Consider the following 18,230-nt stretch of genomic DNA (forward strand, 5'->3'; position numbering starts at 1 on the left):
ATCCACAGTGTCTACTCTTCGCGCAGCGCGCGGCCCGAGAACCGCGGAACCTCGACCAACACCGCCAGTGCCCCGCCGCGCTCGACGTCCGTCCGATCGTAGATGCGCTCGTCGATCGAGCCGAGCGCCAACATCAGCAGGAGGCCCAGCAGCAGCGCCACCGCCGCGCCACCCGCGAGCACGGCCGATCTCCCGACGCCGGATGGGTTGGCCGGCAGGAAGGGCGGGTCGATGATGCGAAGCTGCGAGGCCTGCCCGGTCAGCTCGGAGGTCGCCTCGATCGAGGCCCGAAACTGCTGCCCCTCGAGGCGCAGGTAGCGCTCGCGCGCGTCGCGCACCTGGCGATTGAGGCCGTTCCACTCGGTCTCCAGCGCGACGATGCGATCGGCCTTGCTCTCGCCGCTGTGGGCCGCACCCAGATCAGCGGCGGAGGGGGCGCCGCGCGCCGCTCTGCCTGCCGATTGGCGCTCGATGCTCGCCAACTCCGTCCTCAGCGTCTCGCGATCGACGGAGGTGGTGGGCCTGCGCACGGCGGCTGAGGCTGCCAGCGTTCGGCGCACGCGGTCGACGCGCCCTTCGGCGGCGCGAAGCCGCTGTTTGGCCGCGACGACATCGGGATGGCGCTCGGTGAACTCGGACTGCGCGCGGGCCAGGTTGCTGCGCGCCTCGCGGAGCTCTTCGTCAGCGCCGTCCTTGGCGGCGAGCAGCTCGGGGTCGGGCGGCAGGCGGACGACCTTGCTGCCGAGGTCGAGCTGACTGCGCAGGCGATCGGCCTGGCGCCTGAGGGCGAGCACCGAGGCGTCACCGCGGCGCGCCGCGGCCTGCTGCCGCACCTGGGCGGCCCGGACAGACGCGCCGGGATCAAGCGCTGTCCTGCCCGAGACTTGCTCCTGCGCGAACTCGGGATGGTCCGCCAAAAACTGCGCGAGCGAGTGCTCGCGCTCTTGGAGCTCGCGCTGAAGTCGGTTGGTCTCGACCTCGAGGAAGCTCTGGGTCGCGTTGACCTGCTCGCTGCGCAGCCGCAGCTCCTCCTCGATCAGCGACTCGGCCAGGTCGCGCGTGACGCGCTGAGTGAGCGCCGCGCTCGGTCCCTTAAAGGCGATGTGAAAGGTGTCGCCGCCGCCGACGCGATACTCGATCGCCCTCCGGAACCGGTCGACAGCCTCGACGTAGCCGCGGCGCTGCACGACCGTCGGGTAGAGCCCATGGCGCTTGATTAGGCGCTCGAGCCGCGGCCGGGCAATCAGCAGCTCGCGCATGCGCAGGCCGACGTCGTTTGACGGCCCATCGACCGTGGCCTCGGGCCCACCGAGGTAGCTGGCCCGAATGATCTGGCGGTAGAGGATGACCGTCTCGGAGACGTAGATGCGGGGTTTGAGCAACGCGATCGCCGCCGCAACGCCGATCCCGACCAGGCTCAGCACTAAGCCCTTCCCGAGGTGCCGGCTGCTGCGGCGCAGCAGCAACGCCAGCTGGTAGAGCTGATCGCCGGCACCATGGATGCGATCCTGATCGGCTTGGCTCATCCTTCCCTCAACCTGCGCCGGTGATGCTACTGTCCTTGCGGTGGCCATGCAACTGGCCGCCGGGCCCGCTGAACGGCGAGATTTGAATGCTCAGGAGTGTGAGGATCGTCAAGCGTGTGCTCGACGTCGTCGGGGCGGGCGCCGGCCTGCTGCTCACGGCGCCGCTCTTCCCGCTCCTGGCCCTGGCGATCCGCCTCGACAGTCCGGGTCCCGTGTTTTACCGCCAGCGTCGCGCCGGGCGCCTGCGGGACGACCTTGACGCTTCGCGCCCGCCTGGCTCGGACCCAAGCTTCGAAGAATTCGACATGTTCAAGTTCCGCAGCATGGTCGTGGATGCTGAGCGGAAGACGGGGGCGATCCTCGCCACTGCCGATGATGCGCGCATCACGCGCGTTGGTCGCCTGCTCCGCCGCTATCGCCTCGACGAGCTACCGCAGTTCTGGAACGTCCTGCGCGGTGAGATGAGCCTGGTGGGACCGCGTCCGGAGAGACCCGAGCTCGTCGTCAACCTCGCGCTCGCCATTCCTTTCTTCGAGGAGCGGATGCGTGACATCAAGCCGGGGATCACGGGCTATGCACAGGTGTCGCTCGGCTACAGCGGCCGACCGCTGCGCGACAGCGCCCTGCTCGGGCAGCTCCAGCAGCTCGTCAATCCCTACGGTCTCGATTACGGCGGCGACGAGGTCGAGGTCGAGGCCGACGACATGCGCGTCAAGCTGCTCTACGACCTGCCCTATGTCGCCGCCATGGAGCGCTTCAGCAGCTGGGCGGCGCTGGAGCTGCTGATTCTCCTGCGCACGCCGCTGGTGATGCTGCGGGGCGTGGGTCGCTGAGTCTGCACGCCCCACGCCGGCCTCGACCCTCGCCCGCGGTCCAGCGCGCGCGGAGCAATTTCCGTGGCAAGCGCCGGGCGAATGCCATAGGGTCACCGCTCCCAGTCCGAACGCTGGTGCCAATTGTCGGCGGCTCCCTGGCCGCCCGAGGAGGCTGCCGTGTTGCAGACCCGTTGCTCACTGACCTTGGGGAGGCGACTGCTTGGAGGCGGGGCGCTGCTCGCGCTGGCTTCGCTCTCCGTCGCGGGCTGCTCGGATAGCAGCGACAGCAGCCAGGACGGCGGCCGGCGGCGCGACGGGGGCATGGACGCGGCGCGGGGGCGCGACAGCGCCGTGGTCGCGCGCGACAGCCGGGCGGCAGACGCGCAGGTGGTGCGACGGGACGCCGGCGGCGATGCCGCTCCGGTCGTCGTGGCCTGCGCGCTCGATCCGCGCCGGCAGGGCGTTCGCTGCGGCGAGAGCTGCGTCGACAGCGCTGGCGATCCCAGCCACTGCGGTGGGTGTGGCCGGCCCTGCGCGGGCGGCAAGGCCTGTGTCGGCGGCCTTTGCCAGGACCGCTGCCCGCCCGAGCTGAGCTTCTGCGGCGGGCGTTGCCTCGACCTAGCCAACGATCCCAAGAACTGCGGCGCTTGCGGCGCGGTCTGCGCGGCGACGCAGGCCTGCCTGGTGGGAACCTCGGGATCCGCCTGTGGCTGTCCTGAGGGCACGACCAATTGCGGCAGCGGTGAGAGCCCGCTCTGCGTCGACCTGAGCCGCAATCCCGCGCACTGCGGCGCGTGCAATACGGCTTGCCAGGGCGGCACGCCGCTGTGCACGCCTGCCGAGGCCGGCGCCTCGGTCTGCTCGAACCAATGCGCCGCAGGGCTGCAGAGCTGCAGCGGGAGCTGCGTCGAGCTGGCCAGCGATCGCAACAACTGCGGCGCCTGCGCGAACAAGTGCGCGGCCGACCAGGTCTGCACGACGGGGCAATGCGCCTGTCCCGCTGAGGCGCCCAATACCTGCAACGGGCGCTGTGTCTCGCGCGCCGAGGACGAGGCCAACTGTGGCCAGTGTGGCCGTGTCTGTATCGGCGGCAAGGTCTGTAGCAACAGCAACTGCGTGTGTCCGGCGGGCCTCGACGCCAACCCCGACGGGAGCTGCGTCGACCGCAGCGCCGACGACGCCAACTGCGGCGAGCCCGGCGCTGTCTGCCCCAACAACACGCAATGCCTCGGGGCACCTGTCGTTGCCCTTCAGGCCTCGAGGCCTGCGACGGGCGCTGCATCGACATCAATAGCGATGGGGCGCATTGCGGGCGCTGCGGCGCACCCTGCGCGCCCGGCTCGGTCTGTGTCGGCGGAAGCTGCCTGCTGGGTGGTGGGGCGCTCTGCGTCGATGGCCCGCAGTTTTGTCCGGGCACCTGCGATACGTCGCCGTGTCCGGGGGGCTGCGTCCAGCTGCAGACGAACCCGACCAATTGCGGAACCTGCGGCACGCGCTGCGCGCCGCGGGAGGTCTGCCAGGGGGGCCAGTGCAGCTGTGCCGAAGGCAAGGCGCGCTGCGCGGGTGCGGCCGGCTGCCTGGACCTGCAGAGCGATGCGCAGCACTGCGGTGCCTGCAGCACGGCCTGCCAGGCCGGGCAGGTTTGCGTCGACGGCCAGTGCCGGGCGGACTGCGGGTCGGGCGGGCGGATGTGCGGCGGGCGCTGCGTCGACCCGCAGGCGGACGCGCGGCATTGCGGCGCCTGCGGCACGACCTGTGGCCCCGATGAGCGCTGCCTCGGGGGAGAGTGCGTGCTGCGTTGTGAGGAGACCCGCAACAGCTTCTTCTGCCTCGATGCCTGCTACGACGGTGATACGAGCCCGCTGCATTGCGGTCCGAGCTGCGGTGAGACCACGCAGTGCACGGCCAAGCAGGCGTGCGTGGCTAGCCTCTGTGTCTGCGGCGAGGGGCTCAGCGAGTGCCCGGCCGACTCCGGCCGCTGCGTCAACGTCAACAGCGACCCGCGCTTCTGCGGCGACTGCGACACGCCCTGCGACACGGGCCAGGCCTGCACGAATGGCGAGTGCGTCAACCCCTGATGCAGCACCCGCTGAGGTACGTCACCCGCTGACGCGCCGCGCCTCCTCCTGAGCTAGCGGATCGCAAGGGCTACGCCCCTCGCCTCCTGAAGCCGCCCCTAATCCGGGAGCCCGAACGACGGCCTTGGCCGGCACGCCCGCTGACCAGCGCGGAACGAACCACCTCCGAGCCGGTTCGCGGCAACTGCGATCCTGTCGTGGCAGAGGAGCTTCATTGGGCCGCGGCCAGCGGTCGGCGGGGCGCCGCGGCAGAGGCACGTGTTGGTAAAACATCTTGGCGCAGCGGGCGAGCGGCGACCGCGGAACAACCAGCGAGGTGGCACCGTCAGGGCCGCCCCAGCGGACCGATCAGGTCGCGTGCTGGGAGTGGTTTGAGGGTGGCGATCGGCGAAGCAGGTCGGCCACGCGCGGGCGGTGCCGCGGCCCTCGAAGGGGGCAGCGAGCAGCCCGTGCCTTTCGCGGTGCTCGCGCCTCATTTCTGGGGGACGGTGTGCTCAGCCCGACCTTGTGGTGGGTGACGGCGAGCGGACCGCCGGCTCGTCGGCGCTGCGCTCCACGGTTCCCGGGCGCCCAGCTCGCGGCCCCCAGGGCCGCCCCTCTGATTTTCAACACACCGGCGAGGAGGCGGACGAGGCACCCCTGCACGCTGCGCTAACTGCCCTGCGCTACGGCCTGGCTCAAGAGCTGGAGCCAAGCCCCAGCACGATGGGTCGAGCCTCCGCTCGGCCGCGTCGACCGCGTCCAAGACCATCGCGCGCGCTATTGCCGTGCCCGGGAAAACGACCTGCGACCTTCGTCGGTGGCCGCCGTCGTCGGTCTTCAGATCACCGACCTGCAGGGCCAATGACAGGCAAGAAGGACCCGCTTGATCTATCCGCTCGGTTCTCTATTGCGGGGCCGACGCTCGGGTCTCCGCGTGGCTGGCGGGCGACCGATTCGCCGGGGAAGGGGCCAACTGCGGTTCCTGGAGTGCCAGCCGCATCAGCAGCAGAGGACTCTCGGGATCGATGGGGAAGGGGGCCGGGGTACTTGTGGCTTGGTCCGCGTGCGCGCTAGCGGGCGCGAATTGCCCGAAGCCAAGCTTGCGATACAGTCCAAGTGCGGCCTCATTCGTGCCCCGGACATGGAGGTAGAGGCTCTCAGCTCCGAGCTTCTGAGCCTCGCGTATTCCGCTTTCGACCAGCAGCTCGCCGAGGCCTCTACGCTGCAGCGCTGGGTGGACGGAAACAGAGGCCAGGTAGGAGAAGGGCGGAACGGTGCCGCGCGCTAACGTGTGCAGCAGGAGCATCTCACCGATGATCTGCTCGACTCGGATCCCTCGAGCTGGGTGGCCCGCCAGATGCCGAAGCACACGCGCGCTTGAGGTGTCAGCTTCGACGCGTGCGCCCCACTCGGGTTGGCCCTTGAAGAGCGACTGATGGAGGCTGTGGACTGCTTCCACGTCGGCAGCGCTCGACGGACGTCCAAGGCGGTAGAGGCCGCGGCCCCTTGCAGGGCGGACGATGCGGCTCCGTGGGAGGACCTTTCCACCCCAACGGGTCGCCTCCCCGCCCGTGGCGGCCGTCAGCAGCGGATGTGCGGTCGACGTGCCGCGCGTCGACAGCAGGACGACGGTGGTGCACAGCACGAGCTTGGTGAAGTATCGAAGCACTAGGTAGCGTCTCCAGTCGGTTTCGGCGCGGCTGCTACCGGCTTTTGCAGCCCATGGTCCCCGCCAGCTGTCTCAGTGAAGTCCGTCAAGGTGCCTTCGGCCAGGAGGTGCCAGGAGGGTGGGCCTTGCTTTCGTCGCGCCGCTGCGCGCTCCGAGACCTCCCACCGCGCCGGCCCGAGGCCCGCGACGTAATACCAGAGAATGCGCAGGGTCGGCGCCTTGTCTCTGCGTTCTGCGGGCAATTCCCGGTTGCCATTGAGTCCACCACGAGACCGCGGCGGGCAAGTGGCCACACAGCGCCTCAGCTCCTCGACGACGATCGCAGGTGCCGTCGGCGGGGCTCCCTGCCGCCCGCGATTCCTGCCCGCGCGCAACGCACTTGCCGGGATTGCGACCGGCTGCCGGTGCTTGGTGACGCGACACTCCGAGAGGAGGCTGAGCCTGGCAGGATCGGCGGGATCCGGTACCTCGAAGCTCCAACTGGCTGTCCGCGACAGCCTGCGCGGAAGGGTCACCGGGCCGAGCTCGGCGCTGCAGTCAACCGCATCTTGGTGGATTCCGGCGGCCGAAATCGGAGTGAGCGTGATGTGTGGAGGAACCGTCTCGAGCTGTTGGAGAATTCGGTTCGCTCGAGGCCGGAGCGACTGCGCCGACTGCAACACTGAGGCAACCATGGTCCCGCTCTTCGCGCCTGGGATGAGCTGCTCGACCCGGAGGAGAACCTCCCGCGCTTCGGCCGGCTGCTCGGAGCCGTCACGCCCGAAGCGTCGAACCGTGTACCTGAGTTCTCTGCCGGGGAGGAGCGGGTAATAGGGGTGTTGGTCGGCGCCTGTGCTCACGGCCGGCAGGTGCGCCCGGTCGGCAGCCGTCGCGGACGGTGGTGGGCAGCAGACGACGAGGAGCATCCCGACAGCGATGCCCATGGGGCGCACCGGGCGCCAACGGGCGCTCATCGATGGGTCGCGCGCGTCCCCTGGGCCATGGCGGCCAAGGCTGACGTCGATTGTCTCATCAGCGATCAAGGGCGACTCGAGGGTTCTTCACGGGCGACCGAAGGACGCGGCCAGCGTGACCACGCAGCCGCGCATCTGGCAAGACCCGCACCAATATATGGATGTCCTGCGAGTGTGTTCTTCTTCACATATGCGCGGAAAATCATTGCCGCCCGTCAATGGGTCGTCAAGCGCTCCGCGAGCAGCGTCTCGACCTCGACCAGCGCGCGGGTGAAGCTCTCTATTCCCTCGGCGAGCTTGGTCGTGGCCATCCGATCGGCCTCGTGCATCTTGTTGAACATCCCGTGATCCATGGGAATCTTCTCGACAGGCGTGCTGCGAGCCTGGGCCGGATCGAGCTTGCGGGGCAGCTCACCGCTGCGGCTCGCCAGCTCCTTCAGCAGGCTGGGCGCGATCGTCAGCAGGTCGCAGCCGGCGAGCTCGCAGATCTCGCCGCTGTTACGAAAGCTCGCGCCCATAATCTCGGTTTCGTACTCGAAGTGCTTGAGGTATCCGAAAATGCGAGAGACCGAGAGCACGCCGGGATCTTCCTCGGGCGGGTAGCTCTCGCGTCCGGTCTCCTGCTTATGCCAGTCGAGAATCCGGCCGACAAAGGGCGAGATCAGGGTCACCCCCGCCTCGGCGCAGGCGATCGCCTGGTGCAGCCCGAAGAGCAGCGTCAGGTTGCAGTGGATGCCCTCGCGCTCGAGCGCTTCGGCGGCGCGAATGCCCTCCCAGGTCGCCGCGATCTTGATCAGCACCCGCTCGCGGCCGATGCCCGCGGCCTCGTATTGGGCGATCAACCCGCGGGCTCGGTGCGCTGTTGCCGCGGCGTCGAACGAGAGGCGCGCGTCGACCTCGGTCGAGACGCGACCGGGTATCAACCCGAGAATCCGCACGCCGAACTCTACCGCCAGGCGATCGATCGCCCACGCGACGAGGGCCGTGGCTGGGGCGGCTGCCCCGCCTCACGGCGCGCCCAGCGTAGCGCCTCATCGACGACCTCGGCGTAGGCGGGCATGCGCGCGGCCTGTCCGATCAACGTCGGGTTGGTGGTCGCATCGCGTGGCTGATGCTGCTCGATCGCGCGGAGGTCGCCGGTGTCGGCGACGACGACCGAGAGCTGACGGAGTTGCTCGAGGAGCGTCGGAGCCATCACCATCACCTCCCTGTCGTCGCAGCGCCGTCGGCCGCCCCATTCTCTGCGGCCGCGCGAAGCTGCCGAAGGTGGTCGATCAATGCGCGGGTCGAGCCATCGTGCGCGCTCGCTGCCGCCGCTCCCTGCAGCTCGGGTAGAATCGCGCTCGCGAGCTGCTTGCCCAGCTCGACCCCCCACTGGTCGAAGCTGAAGACGTTCCAGATCACCCCCTGCGCGAAGATCTTGTGCTCGTAGAGGGCGATCAGCCGCCCAAGTGTCCGTGGCGTCAGGCGGGGGAAGATCAGCGTGCTGGTCGGCCGGTTGCCGGCGAAGACCTTATGCGGCAGCAGCCGCGCGATTTCCGCCTCGTCGAGGCCCGAGCTGGTCAGCTCCCTGCGCGCCTCCTCCGCCGTCTTGCCCCGCATCAGCGCCTCGGCCTGCGCCAGGCCGTTGGCGAGCAGCATGGCGTGGTGCTCGCCGAGCGGATGCTGTGATAGCGCGGGCATGATGAAGTCGGCCGGGACGAGGCGCGTGCCCTGGTGCAGGAGCTGATAGAAGGCGTGCTGGCCGTTGGTCCCTGGCTCGCCCCAGATCACCGGGCCGCTCGTGTAGTCGTTGATCGGCAGGCCCTCACGGTCGACGCTCTTGCCGTTGCTCTCCATGTCGCCCTGCTGCAGGTAGGCCGGGAAGCGGTGCAGGGACTGGTCGTAGGGCAGGACGGCGTGCGTCTCCGCGCCGAAGAAGTTGTGGTACCAGACGCCCAGCAGGGCCATCAGCACCGGGAGGTTGTCGGCGAAGGGCGCGCCGCGGAAGTGCTCGTCGATGTCGTGGGCCCCGGCGAGCAGCGCTTCGAAGTGGTCCATCCCGACATAGACCGCGATCGACAGGCCAATCGCCGACCACAGCGAATAGCGCCCGCCGACCCAGTCCCAAAAGGTGAACATGTTGGCCGGATCGATGCCGAAGGCTGCGACCTCGCGGGCGTTGGTGGAGATCGCGACGAAATGCCGCGCCACGGCGGCCGCGCTGCCGAGCCGCTCGACCAGCCACGCGCGCGCGCTGCGGGCGTTGGCGAGCGTCTCCTGGGTCGTGAAGGTCTTCGAGGCGACGATGAAGAGGGTGGTCTGCGGGTCGAGGCGCCGCAGCGTCTCGGCGATGTGCGTGCCGTCGACGTTGGAGACGAAGTGTGCGCGCAGGCGCGGATGCCCGTAGGGGCGCAGCGCCTCGCAGACCATCAGCGGCCCGAGGTCGGAGCCGCCGATGCCGAGGTTGACGACGTCGGTGATCGCCTCGCCCCCGTGACCGCGCCAACTGCCGTCGCGCACCTGGTCGCTGAAGGCGCGCATCGCCGCCAGCACCGCGTTGACGCCAGGCATCACATCCTCGCCGTCGACCCGGATCGGCCGATTGCTGCGGTTGCGCAGCGCGACGTGCAGCACGGCGCGGTCCTCGGTGCGGTTGATCTTCGCGCCGGCGAACATCGCCTCGATCGCCGAAGCGAGCTCCGCCTGCTCCGCGAGCTGAACGAGCAGCTCCAGCGTCCGCGCCGTGATGCGGTGCTTCGAGAAGTCGAAGAGCAGGTCGTCGAGCTGGCGCGAAAAGCGTGCTGCCCGACCGGGGTCGTCGGAGAAGAGGGTGCGCAGATGCACGTCGCGCAGCTCGTCGTGGTGTGCTCGCAGGGCCTGCCAGGCGGGCAGAGCGGTCGGTCTAGGCACGGGACGCTACCTCACTTGCAAGGGAGGGGCAGCATAGTCATCCGCGCGCCGTCCGTCGAGAGGTCCGGCGACAGAGGTCTGCGCGATCGTGTGCGCGCGATCGTCGCGCGCGCCGGGATCATGGACAGCGTGCTGCCGGCTCGTTACGCTCCGTGGCCCAGCATGGCGCAAGGGGAGGCATCATCGTCGTGGACGCCGTGTTTGACGCCAAGAAGCTCGACGATGCGCAGCTCGCGGCCTTCGATCAGGACTACATGGACGCTGAGACCTGGGGCTACGTGCGGGTCAACGTCGATCGCGACTTCCCCGCCGGCGACTTCCGCTTCCTCGATGTCGGCGGCGGCAACGGCAAGTTCGCCGACCGACTGCTGGCCCAATACCCGCGCTGCAGCGGGACGGTGCTCGAGCCCTCGGAGCTGCTGCTCGGCAAGAATCAGGCGCACGAGCGCAAGCGCCTGGTCTGCGCCGCGGTCGAAGGCGCAGCCGGCCAGCTCGACGGCCCCTTCGACCTGATCTGCCTCAACCTGCTGCTGCACCACCTCGTGACGCGAACCTACCGCGGCACCCAGGCCAATATGCGGACGACGCTGCGCCTCTGCCGCGGCTGGCTCAGTCCGCGGGGACGGGTCTCGATCTTCGAGAACATCTATAACGGGCGCTGGATCGACAGCCTCCCCAGCCGCGCGATCTTCCTGCTCACGTCCTCGCGGCGCTTCGCCCCGCTGGCGGGCCGCTTGGGCGCCAACACCGCTGGGGTCGGGGTTTGCTTCCAGTCCTCGCGCCAGTGGAAGCATCTGCTGCGCGACGCTGGGCTGCGGGTGATCCAATACGCCGAGGACAGCCCCTGGGACCCGCCCTGGTATCAGCAGGCGCTGCTGCAGATCGACGAGATCCGCACGGGCCATCTCTGGTGCAAGGCGGTCTGAGCGTCGGGCTCGGCGCCGCGCTTCGCCGCGCTAGGCCGGCGGGAGACGATAGCGCTGCTCCAGCGCGCGGATCTTTTCCAGTCGCCGGTGGTAGCGTTCCTCGTCGATGTAGCGCGCGCCGATGAAGGCCTGCGCCAGCTCGCGCGCGAGGAGCTGGCCGATCACCAGACCGCCCAGCACGAGCATGTTCATGTCGTCGTGCTCGACGCCCTGGTGCGCCGAGTAGATGTCGTGGCAGAGCCCGGCGCGGATGCCCGCGATCTTGTTCGCCGCCACCGCCCCGCCCACGCCGCTGCCGCAGATCATCAGCCCGCGCTCGGCGGAGCCATCCTTGATCCGCGCGGCCACCAGCGCCGCGTAGTCGGGATAATCCACCGCTTCGGCGCCATGCGTGCCGACGTCGATCAGCGCGTGGCCCTGCTCGCGCAGGAAGCGCAAGAGATCGGTCTTCAGCGGATAGCCGGCGTGATCGGAGCCAATGACGAGGCGCACGCGCTACTCCCTTGAGCTGGTCGCAGGCGCCGCCTGGCGCAGCAGCTCCCACAGTGGATGTCCCTGGTAGCCCAACTCGGCCAGCTGCGCCAGCAGCGATCGCGCTGCGGCCGGGCGCCCCTCGCGGCGGGCGAGCTCGACCCGTAGCGCGAGGAGGTGGAGGTCGTCGCCGAAGAGCGTCCTGGCGACACCCAGCACCTCGCGCGTCGCGCGCTCCTCGCCGAGCCGAGCGTGGGTGGTGGCAAGATAGCTCAGCAGCGCCGCCGAGGCCGGCAGCCGGGGCAGGGCGCCTGCGAGCAGCGTCCGGGCGCGAAGGGTCGCGACGCGATCGATCGGCGCGAGCGGCCGCAGCAGCGGCGGTGGCCCGCCGTGCGCACGTAGCAGCAGGAAGCCCTCGAGGGCTCGCGCGAAGGCCGGCGCGTCCTGCCGCAGACGGGCGCGTGTGGCCAGGTCGGGGAGCGGGGCCTCGGGCGCCAGCAGGTCGTCGAAGTCGAGCGCGGCGGCGACACCCCGGAGCGCCTCGCGCTCGGCGAGCGGGGCCGTCCGCCCGGCGTCCCGCGCGTAGAGGGCGAAGCGCCCATCGAAGAAGACCGGAAGCCAGCCGCCGAGCCCGCGGAGGTGCCCTCCAAGCGGGCCGAAGCGGCCGTCGCCGAGATCGAGCAGGACCAGGTCGAAGGCGAGCCGCGCGGCCTCGGCCTCGAAGGCGTCGGGCCTGGGCAGCAAGCTGTAAAGGTAGCGGCGCAGCAGCGGCGCTCCAAGGTTGTTGCGCGGATCGATGTAGAGCTGCACGCGCGGCCCCACGGTCCAGAGCAGATACGCGCCGGCGTTGTAGGGGTTGAAGAGCCGCGCGCCTGTTGGCGCATGGGTGGCGAGGTAGCGCGCGGCCGCGCGCGGGGTGTCGCTGCGCGCGCGGATGGGCGGGGCCGGGTTGCGGCGGCGCTCCACTGTGGTTGGCAGGAGGATTCCAAGCGCCAGCGCCGCGAGGGCGAGGCTGACCCGGCGGAGCGCGCGCGACGGGTTCGCGGGCCAGCGCGCGCTGAAGGCGCGCTGCACGTTGGCAGCGAGGTCCGGGACGACGAGCAGACCGAGCAGCGCCACGAAGCGCTGTGAGGCGTGGGCCAGGGCCAGGCCGCAGCCGACGCGCAGCAGGCCCCCGAGCCCGCGGCGATTCGTGCGCGGCAAAAAGCTGAGAAGGGCGAGGAGCCCCAGCAGGTGCAGGGGCAGGAGGCGCAGTCCCGAGGCGACCTCAGCCGGTGGGCGCCACTCGAGCAGCGCGCCGCGGTAGATCGACGCGCCCGTCAGGTGCTCGAGGAGCTGGGCGTAGACGCGCGGGCCCTGGGGCCCGAGCAGCGCCAGCAGCGGCTGAGCGGCCAAGAGCCAGCCGAGGCGTTGGGCTGCGGGGCGATCGCGCTGCTCGCCCCACCTGGCCTCGAGCCAGGCGGCGCCGGTGAGCAGCCAGCCGAGAATGAAGGAGCTATGGAGATTGGCCCAGAGCAGCGCCAGGAGCCCCAGCGCGGCCAGTCGTCGGCGGCTGCGTCCGGCGCCTTGCAGCAAGAGCAGGGCGAGCGGAATCAGCCAGTGCGCATGGAGCGCATTGCGCGCGGTGAGCGTCTCGGCAGCCGCGGGCAGGGCGAGCAGCAGCAGCGTCGCCGCGAGCAGCGGGTGCGCGCCGCGCGCGACGGTCGCGAAGAGCGCGAGGGTCCAGCCGAGGCTGGCGAGCGTCAGCGCCAAGGCGACCACGGCGCGCTCGCCGCCGGCGCGCTCGGCCGCGTACCAGCCGAGATCGCCGAGCCACTCCGGGTTGCTCCAGGGATGCTGCGGGCGCGTGAAGGTGAAGGGATCGGTGGTGGGCACCTGGGCGGTCGTCGCGATCAGGCGGCCGATGGCGAGGCGGGCATAGGTGTCGCGATCGCTCAGATCCCATGGGGCACTGAGCACGACGGCCGCGATGACCAGCACGGCGGCAAGAGCAGTGGTGCGGGCGGAGCCAGGCGGCATCGGCCGCATGGTATCGTTGCCGGCCCCCGGCGCGAAGTGGCTGGACCAGGGAGCAGGCTCAGGCCTGCTCTCGAGGGCGGGGCGACGAAGGACAAGACGATGCGGTGTCGTTGCGCGAGGAGAGCTGTGCTGGGCCTCCTGGGTGTGCTTGCGGGGCTGCTGATCTTGGCCGCGGGGCTCTTCTATTGGGCCAGCGCGGGCACGCTGGCGGCCGGTGAAAGGGAGGGGGAGGTCGTCGACTTCGGCGGCCCCGGCGACGCGTCCACGCGGGCGGGCGAGGCGGCCGCGCGGGACGGAGCGCTGAGGGTGCTGACCTGGAACCTCGCCTGGGCCCGCGGCACCGACCCCGACCCGGGCCACAATCCGCCCGTCGCGCGCGCGACCTACGAGGACCACCTGCGGCGGATGGGGGCGCTGATTCGCGCCCGCGGCGCCGATATCGTGCTGCTGCAGGAGGTCGACTTCGGATCCGGACGCAGCCACGGCCTCGATGAGCTCGCCGCGCTGGCCCGGGCCAGCGGCCTGCGCTACGGGGCGCGCGCCCTGAGCTGGCGCGCGCGCTACGTCCCCTATCCCTACTGGCCCTTGCGTGAGCACTACGGCCGCATGCTCTCGGGCGGCGCTGTGCTCAGTCGCTTTCCGATCGTCACCAATCGCGTGCTGCTGCACGCCAAGCCCGCGGCTCAACCCTGGTGGTATCGACCCTTCTACCTCTCACGCTACACGCAGCTCGTGCAGCTGCGCGACGGCCAGCAGCGCCTGTGGGTGGTCAACAATCACCTCGAGGCCTTCGACCCCGCGAACCGTGGGGCGCAGGCACAGCTCGTCTTGCGGGTCGTCACCGAGCTGGCCGACCGCCTGCGCGACGTCGCCGACGAGCGACTGCTGCTGGTCGGCGGTGACCTCAACAGCGTGCCGCCCGAGGCCCGGCGGCGTGCGGGCTTCCCCGACGCCCCCGAAGACGACTACACGCGTGATGACACCCTCGTCACGCTGCGCCGGCTGCCGGGGCTCGTCGAGGTGGCACCCCCCGAAGCCTACGTCGCGGACGAGCCGCGCCACTTCACCTTTCCCACCCTCGCGCCCACGCGACGGCTCGACTACCTCTTCGTCGATCTCCGCCTGCCGATCGTCGACTACGAAATGGTCCACACGGGGGCCTTCTCCGACCACCTGCCCGTGGTCGCGACCTTGGGTTCCAGCCGGCCCTAGGGCGTTAGCGTTGCTCAGTGCGAGTCGCGCGCGGTCGCTGGCCGGCTAGGCGGAGAGCAACGCTAGCGCGAGGTCGTTGACGTTGGTCCCGGTGGCGCCGCCGCGCAGCAGCGCCCCGGCGGCGTCGAGCGCTCGGTAGCTGTCGTTATCATCGAGGCAGGCGGGGGCGTCGAGGCCGCGCGCGCTCAGCTCCGCTAGCGTCATGCCGTCGACGATCGCTCCAGCGGCGTCGGTCGGCCCATCGACGCCGTCACTCGCCGCTGCGGCGATCACCACCCCCTGCACGCCCGAGAGGCCCAGCGCCGCGGCGAGGGCCAGCTCCTGATTGCGCCCGCCACGTCCTCGGCCGCGCACCAGCACGATCGTCTCCCCGCCGGCGATCAGGGCCAAGGGCTGCCGCTCGGCCTTCCCCTCGCCCATGCGGGCGCGCGCAGTTGCCGCCCATGCGGCGCCCGCGCTGCGCGCCTCGCCGCCCAGCGTCGTGGTCAGCACCTCGGCCCGATAGCCGAGCCGCGCTGCAGCGCGCGCCGCCGCCTCGCAAAGCAGGCCGACGCTGCCGATCACCTGCAGCGCTACATGGTCGACTTGTTTGGGCGTCTCTGTCGCGAGCGCCTCGCGGGCAGAGGGCGAGAGCGCGATGCCGTAATGGGCGACGATCCGCTGCGCGTCGGCGCTGGTCGTGGCATCCGCGGCGAGCGGTCCGCCGCCGATCGTATCCAGCCGATCGCCGACCACGTCGGAGAGGATCAGCGCCAGCGCCGGCTGCGGGGCGAAGCATGCGGCGAGGCGGCCGCCCTTCAGCGCAGAGAGGTGCTTGCGCACGGTGTTGATCGCGACGATGTCCGCAGCGCAGTGCAAGAGGCGCCGTTGGATCTCTACCAGCTCGTCTAGCGAGACGCCTGGCAGGGGCCGCTCGAGCAACGCGGAGCTTCCGCCCGAGAGCAAGAAGAGCAGCAGCTCGTCGTCCGCGCGCTCGGCGAGCAGGCGTAGCAGGGCGTCGGCAGCAGCGAGGCTGCTGGCATCCGGCAGCGGATGGGCGGCCTCGTGGAGCCCGAGGGGCGGTAGCGCGCCGCGGGCATGGCCGGGCGGCGCAATCACGAGTCCGGCATGCAGGCGCGGGCCGAGCGCGGCGCGCGCCGCCGCGGCCATCGTCCAGGCCGCCTTGCCACAAGCGACCAGGCGCACCTTGCTCGCGCTCGGCAGCAGCGCCAGGGCGCGTTCGACCGCCGGGCCCGGAAGCGCAGCCTGGATCGCCTCGGCGATGATGCGCGCCGCGTCGTCTCGGAGTCGCTCGAGGGAGGCCGGTCGTGGCGTGCTGGCTGCGGCCGCCCAGGGGCCCCCTTCGTTCAAGGCCGGCGCGCCGCAGGCCGTGCGGCCGCGAAGACCTCTGAGAGGTTGAAGCGCAGGAGCCCCCGCGCGCTGCCGAAGCGGCCGAGCACGCGGTCGATGCCCGAGTACTCCAGCCGCGGGCGGTCGTCGGTGATCAGCGCGGCGCCGCGCGCGTAGCGGCGCACGCCCTCGGGGTCCAACACGATCGCGGCCCGCAAACGCTCGGCGCTCAGCCCCAGCTCGAGCAAGGCCTGGGGTGCGTGGGGCAGACGGGCGTCCAAGCGCGCCAGCTCGAGGGGCTGGCGCGCCCCGAGGGCGATGCCGGTCCAGTCTCCCGGCATGATGAAGAGGTAGGTCGCCGGGAAGACGGCCTGCAGGGTGGCGAGGATCTGCCGCCCATCCTGCGGTGCCAGCAGGTGCAGCGGCACCCACTGCGCGATCAGCCCCTTGGCGCTCAGGCGCCGTGCTGCTAGCTCGTAGTATTCGCGGCTGTAGAGATTCACGGCGCCGGCGAAGTGCGGCGGCATCGGCTCGAGGGTGATCACGTCGTAGCGCTGCCTGCTGCGCTGCAGAAAGGTGCGCCCGTCCGCGAGGTGCACCCGCGGCATCAGGGTCGCGTTGGCTGGGGTGAAATGCGGGCTGCAGGCCAGCACGTCGGGATTGATCTCCGCCACGTCGAGCGCGACGCCGCGCCAGCTCGCGGCCGCGCGCGCCGTCGCCCCCGTGCCGAGGCAGATCACCAGCGCCCGCCGCGGGCGCGGATGGAGCAGCAGCGGAAGGTGCCCCATCATTCGCATGTAGCCCGTGCCGGGACCATCAGCGGCGGTGCCGAAGCCGTCGAGCACCAGCGCGCGCTGCCTGGTCACGACATGCTGCAGCACCATGGTGGTGGCAGCCTCGCCCTCGCGGTAGCAGAGCACCCGTTGCTGTTGCTCCCGCCCCACAAGATGCGACGGCACCGGCGTGCCGACGCCGAGCTGGGCTCCGACGCGCGGCGGCCAGGCGAGCACGACGCCGACCAGCGTGATGCCGAGGGCGACCGCGGCGACTGGCCAACGCCGCTCGCGCGCGACGAGCCAGGCGCCGACGAGGCCCTGGACCGCGGCGACGGCCAGCAACGCCCCGCGCGCGCCGACCAGCGGCAAGAGCAGAAAGCCTGTGACCAGCGATCCGCCCAGCCCGCCGAGGGTGTTGATCCAGTAGGCGCCGCCGAAGGTCGCGGCAGCGCGACCCGAGCAAACGAGGCTGCGCGCCGCCAGCGGAAACACCATGCCCCAGACCACGGCCGGTGCGCCCAGAAGCGCGCTCGCGAGGCCGCTGAAGGTCAGGAGGCGCATGCCGAAGCGAACGTCGCGCCCGCGGATCAGCTCGACCAGCTCTGGGGTCAGCACGACAAGCGGCACCAGCACCATCGCGAGCAGGGCCGAGAGCGCGGTTGCGACGCCGAGCGGGGTGGTGGTGGCCGAAGCCGTCTTCGGCGTCAGGGCGGCGCCGAGCGCGAGACCGGCCAGAAACGCGGCGAGGATGATCGTGAACGCGAACGCGGTGCCGAGAAAGCCCTGCAGCAGTAGCCGCGTGAAGACGATCTCGTAGCTCAACGTGGCGAAGCCCGAGACGAAGAGCGCCAGCGCGGCCGGCGCGGCGGGCCAAGCGCGGGCCTCGCGCGGCAGCGCGGCGACGGGACGGTCGAGCGCGATCGCTGTGAGCCCGACCAGCAGCTCGAGGGCCGCAGCGACGCAGGCGCTGGCCCAGAAGCCGAGCGCCCCGATCAGCAGAAACCCGGCGGCCAGAGCCCCGAGGACGGCCCCGAGCGTATTGGCCGCATAGAGTGGGCTGACGGCCTGGCGCGTGCGCTCGGGGTCGCGCTGGGCGCGATCGACATAGGCCAAGATCGTCGGCAGCGTGGCGCCCATCAACGCGGTGGGCAGCAAGAGCAGCAGCAGCGCAAGCGTGGCGACGGCGCCGTAGGGCAGCCGCTCGTGCAGGCGGGGCAGCCAGGGGGCCGCGGCCGTCACACCCAAGGCCGTCGCTGCCGCCCCGAGCTCGAGCCAGCCGAAGAGCCGCAGCGGCCGCGCCACGCGGTCTCCGATGCGCCCGATCAGCCAAGCACCCAACGCCAGCCCGAGCATGAAGGTGCCGAGGACGAGCGCGATCGCCCGCGACGTACTGCCGAGCACCAGCGTGAGCTGGCGCGACCAGACCACCTGATAGATCAACGACGCGGCGCCGGTCAGCGTCAGCAGCGGCGCGAGCAAACGCAGGCGGACCATCGCTCCTCCAAGGCTCGCGAGGCGCCGCGGGGCGGGCCCTCGAGGACCGGGCTGATAGCGGCTGTCGCTAGGCCTAAAATCGAAGCCT

11 protein-coding genes and 2 pseudogenes are annotated in these 18,230 nt (G+C 70.9%); 5 read left to right on the plus strand and 8 right to left on the minus strand.

Going from position 1 to position 18,230, the window contains the following annotated elements; translation table 11 throughout:
* Positions 1–11: 11 nt before the first annotated feature.
* Entirely contained in the window at positions 12–1,526 is a 1,515-nt protein-coding gene (locus tag IPL40_02010) for a hypothetical protein (GenBank protein ID MBK8479941.1), read from the minus strand.
* 86 nt (positions 1,527–1,612) lie between these two features.
* Between IPL40_02010 and IPL40_02015 the strand changes: the two genes are divergently transcribed.
* From IPL40_02015 to IPL40_02025, 3 genes and pseudogenes are all read left to right on the plus strand, one after another.
* Positions 1,613–2,359, plus strand: coding sequence for a sugar transferase (locus IPL40_02015; GenBank protein ID MBK8479942.1), 747 nt, complete (start codon positions 1,613–1,615; stop codon positions 2,357–2,359).
* Between the two features lie 570 nt (positions 2,360–2,929).
* Positions 2,930–3,334, plus strand: a pseudogene (locus IPL40_02020) (hypothetical protein).
* 230 nt (positions 3,335–3,564) lie between these two features.
* Positions 3,565–4,419, plus strand: coding sequence for a hypothetical protein (locus IPL40_02025; GenBank protein ID MBK8479943.1), 855 nt, complete (start codon positions 3,565–3,567; stop codon positions 4,417–4,419).
* A gap of 886 nt (positions 4,420–5,305) precedes the next feature.
* Here the strand turns inward: IPL40_02025 and IPL40_02030 are convergent.
* The 3 genes and pseudogenes from IPL40_02030 to pgi all read right to left on the minus strand — a co-directional run bounded on the left by IPL40_02030 (position 5,306) and on the right by pgi (position 9,915).
* Complete coding sequence (locus IPL40_02030) at positions 5,306–6,070, minus strand: GNAT family N-acetyltransferase (protein MBK8479944.1); 765 nt, start codon at positions 6,068–6,070, stop codon at positions 5,306–5,308.
* 1,168 nt (positions 6,071–7,238) lie between these two features.
* Positions 7,239–8,218: pseudogene (gene tal / locus IPL40_02035) on the minus strand (transaldolase).
* Positions 8,219–8,223: 5 nt separating this feature from the next.
* A complete protein-coding gene (gene pgi / locus IPL40_02040; protein MBK8479945.1) occupies positions 8,224–9,915 on the minus strand; it encodes a glucose-6-phosphate isomerase in 1,692 nt (563 codons plus the stop codon).
* 188 nt (positions 9,916–10,103) lie between these two features.
* Here pgi and IPL40_02045 point away from each other — a divergent pair, with 188 nt between their 5' ends.
* Positions 10,104–10,841 (plus strand): class I SAM-dependent methyltransferase, encoded by a 738-nt coding sequence (locus tag IPL40_02045; GenBank protein MBK8479946.1) that lies wholly within the window; start codon positions 10,104–10,106, stop codon positions 10,839–10,841.
* 30 nt (positions 10,842–10,871) lie between these two features.
* On the opposite strand, the gene rpiB is transcribed toward IPL40_02045, so the two are convergent.
* Positions 10,872–11,333, minus strand: coding sequence for a ribose 5-phosphate isomerase B (gene rpiB, locus IPL40_02050; protein MBK8479947.1), 462 nt, complete (start codon positions 11,331–11,333; stop codon positions 10,872–10,874).
* Between the two features lie 3 nt (positions 11,334–11,336).
* Positions 11,337–13,331: a hypothetical protein gene (locus IPL40_02055; protein MBK8479948.1), complete on the minus strand. Its 1,995-nt coding sequence runs from the start codon at positions 13,329–13,331 to the stop codon at positions 11,337–11,339.
* Between the two features lie 126 nt (positions 13,332–13,457).
* Between IPL40_02055 and IPL40_02060 the strand changes: the two genes are divergently transcribed.
* Positions 13,458–14,543 (plus strand): endonuclease/exonuclease/phosphatase family protein, encoded by a 1,086-nt coding sequence (locus IPL40_02060; GenBank protein ID MBK8479949.1) that lies wholly within the window; start codon positions 13,458–13,460, stop codon positions 14,541–14,543.
* A 45-nt stretch (positions 14,544–14,588) separates the two neighbouring features.
* On the opposite strand, the gene IPL40_02065 is transcribed toward IPL40_02060, so the two are convergent.
* Positions 14,589–15,893 carry a DUF4147 domain-containing protein gene (locus IPL40_02065; GenBank protein ID MBK8479950.1) on the minus strand — a complete coding sequence of 435 codons (1,305 nt, stop codon included), beginning with the start codon at positions 15,891–15,893 and terminating at the stop codon, positions 14,589–14,591.
* A complete protein-coding gene (locus tag IPL40_02070; GenBank protein ID MBK8479951.1) occupies positions 15,890–18,142 on the minus strand; it encodes a fused MFS/spermidine synthase in 2,253 nt (750 codons plus the stop codon). The genes IPL40_02065 and IPL40_02070 overlap by 4 nt, the downstream gene beginning before the upstream one ends.
* Between the last annotated feature and the right edge of the window lie 88 nt (positions 18,143–18,230).

The organism is Pseudomonadota bacterium, from assembly GCA_016711215.1.
Lineage (GTDB): Bacteria > Myxococcota_A > Polyangia.